Source organism: Rickettsia endosymbiont of Ixodes scapularis (genome assembly GCF_000160735.1).
Taxonomy (GTDB): domain Bacteria; phylum Pseudomonadota; class Alphaproteobacteria; order Rickettsiales; family Rickettsiaceae; genus Rickettsia; species Rickettsia tamurae.
Genome location: NZ_GG688303.1, coordinates 1 through 1661, shown reverse-complemented (window position 1 = coordinate 1661; position 1661 = coordinate 1). Strand labels below are relative to the sequence as shown.

Genomic DNA, 1661 nt, shown 5'->3' with positions numbered 1-1661 from the left:
TGGTGATATGCATGTTATCAACAAAGCAAACTTTGCAATCATGAAGTGGTTTGGAGCTGGGTTAAATCCAGGATTTACCAACCTCAATGATCAACTAAAAAATCTGTATTGCGGGGATGATATTAAAGAATACGCACATTGCTTAATTAAACCCATTGCTCAGATTGATATCCAAGTTATTATTGAACAAAAAAGTAGTATTGATCAACTTGTTGCCACCTTGGCACTAAAAGAAATGAATCACGCTAATTTGATTAAAAAAATTATGTCACTTATCACCAGAAAATGCTTTGCGGAGAGCTGTTTGTGAGTACGATAAATTAGTAAGAAGTATCTATACACTTAAATATCTGATGGATAGCCAATTAAAGAAAACTGTATGCAAATCACAAAATATAATTGAATCATATCACCAATTACGAGCTGGTATTGCAAAAGTTGGTGGTAAAAAGCAATTATATGGTAAAACAGATATTTATGTAGAAATTATGCGGTAGACTGCTTGCTAATGCGATTATTTACTATAACTCCGTTATTTTGTCTGGAGTTCTAGATAAATATAAAAACCTTGCCAATTAAATTATCACTTATGTATCACAATTGTATGTAACTTACTAATTGTTATTTAGACAACAATTTAATTTTCTGGTACGTGTGTATTACACTTGTATCACATGGAGATTGTGTATGTTATCTAAAATTATTGCGATAATAAATCAAAAAGGCGGTGTCGGTAAATCTACTATTGCTGTTACTCTTTCCTTTGGTTTGATAAGTTGGAGGAAGCGTGTTAGGATTTTATTCTTTTCTATAATCTTTAAATACTATAAAGTATCATACATATATCCATACTCCACCATCTTAACCCCTACACTATCTGCAAATCTTCGTATCACATGTGAATAGTTATTTCGCACCCAATCAGCCATAAACCTTGTTGGCATGGTAAGTGTTAGTGTGCTAGTTTCTTTGCATTCCACAGCTACAGCTCTTGAAAATCATGGCCTATCTATATCGTCCCCTAACTCCTCCATTAAGCCTTGCCTGATAGTGTGCCATGCTGTGTTTGATGGAATAGCACTTAATGATACACCTTCCGGTTTTTTAGAAAAAATAGGAGTTTTAGATACATTAACTCGGTCTTTTATTTTTATTTTTTTCCTTTAGCTAGTTCGTTGCTTGTTTTTGGTTCTTCTCCTTTCTCTAACTCTTTTTTCTGAATCCTCAACTATATCCACGTAATACCTATTAATGCAATATACTGCTTCTAGCTGCTGGCTTAATATTTCTATTTGTCACTCGCTTAAATCCAAACTGTTCGGAACTAATGCAGTAACAAAGCTATTGTCTTCGTTTGTCTTAAACTCTACCTCTGTTAATATTTTATATGCTGTTTCTGTACCATATCTTCCGGCTATCTTCTCCCTGACTTGCATTTCTTTGCTGGTATCAAATGAGCCCTCTATTGCACTTAAATATTTCTCATATTCTAACTTATCTTTCTCTTCGGCATTTATGTTACAGCCAAATCTGAAGCTAGAATGATTGACAAGCGGTTCTTGATGCTTCTCATTTGCTAGTATCTTCACCATATAGGTTAAACATATGAATTTGTTCTTAAATCTCTTCTCAGGATATTTGATAGAGAGCTTTAGCAGTAA

General features: G+C 33.6%; 1 protein-coding gene and 2 pseudogenes. 2 read left to right on the top strand and 1 reads right to left on the bottom strand.

Annotation, left to right across the window (positions count from 1 at the left end; genetic code table 11):
- Together REIS_RS16195 and REIS_RS16190 are read left to right on the top strand one after the other, a co-directional pair.
- Positions 1 to 576 (top strand): annotated as a pseudogene (locus REIS_RS16195) (Tn3 family transposase); the annotation flags it as partial.
- A 111-nt stretch (positions 577 to 687) separates the two neighbouring features.
- Positions 688 to 906: a ParA family protein gene (locus REIS_RS16190; RefSeq protein WP_241760977.1), complete on the top strand. Its 219-nt coding sequence runs from the start codon at positions 688 to 690 to the stop codon at positions 904 to 906.
- Here the strand turns inward: REIS_RS16190 and REIS_RS13670 are convergent.
- Positions 825 to 1661, bottom strand: a pseudogene (locus REIS_RS13670) (DnaA N-terminal domain-containing protein); the annotation flags it as partial. The gene REIS_RS16190 and the pseudogene REIS_RS13670 sit on opposite strands and share 82 nt — an antisense overlap.